Source organism: Psychrobacter sp. 1Y4 (assembly GCF_051847555.1).
In genome coordinates this window covers 1-945 of the sequence record NZ_JBPYDE010000230.1, presented here as the reverse complement: position 1 = coordinate 945, position 945 = coordinate 1, and the positions used below count along the sequence as shown (strand labels likewise).

The following is a 945-nucleotide window of genomic DNA, read 5'->3' as shown; positions in this document are numbered from 1 at the left end:
CAAGATATCAGCCTGATCAGCATGGCCTTTATTTTGCGCGTCGCTAAAACACTCCTCGACAGCAGCAACCACAGCACGCGGCAGGTTTTCTTCGAAATCATCATAGCTGTCATCTTCTGAGCTATTTACTGGCTCATCGGTCAGCGGACGATAACGGACTTCTACCGGAAAGCTACGCCCTTCAACATTAAAGATTGGTGCAGGGACTTGCCGTTTAAGCTTGGCATCATAACGACTGAAATATTCACTAAAGCGCTTGGTATCGAGAGTCGCTGAGGTAATAATGACTTTTAAATCTGGACGCTTGGGCAGCATCTTTTTGAGATAACCCATGATGAAATCGATGTTCAAACTACGCTCATGCGCCTCATCGATAATAATCGTATCGTACTTACTCAAAAAACGATCATGACCTAGCTCAGCCAGCAAAATACCATCGGTCATTAGCTTAACGACAGATTGCGCTGAGCCTTGCTCATTAAAGCGAATCTTAAAACTAACGGTATTACCTAATTGTTCACCCAATTCTTCTGCAATACGGTTCGCGACGCTGCGCGCTGCCAGTCGTCTTGGCTGCGTGTGCCCTATCTGTCCAGTAATACCGCGTCCTGCCAGCATGGCAAGCTTAGGCAACTGCGTGGTTTTACCCGAACCTGTCTCACCCGCCACGATAATGACCTGATTATCAATGATCGCTTGTACCAGATCTTCTGCGCGTTGACTAACAGGCAGATCAAGATTCAACTTGGCAGGCAAATCGCTTGGAATACTGTCGATGCGCGCTTGCACTGCTGCTTGCGAGCGCGTTTTTATCTTGTCGTATTGAGCACGTTTCTTGGCAAGGACATCTTCGTGATTGTTTTTTCGCTCAGAATCATGATTGGATTTTTTATTTTTGGACACAGCAGCGCGCGCCAGCTCTCGTTCGAGACGGCTTAAGTAATA

At 46.9% G+C, this 945-nt stretch carries 1 protein-coding gene; it reads right to left on the bottom strand.

Annotated features, from left to right (window positions below):
• Positions 1 to 903, bottom strand: a 903-nt coding sequence (locus ACS8FC_RS15430) for a DEAD/DEAH box helicase (protein WP_439297421.1), incomplete at its 3' end; no start/stop codon positions are given.
• Positions 904 to 945: the final 42 nt, after the last annotated feature.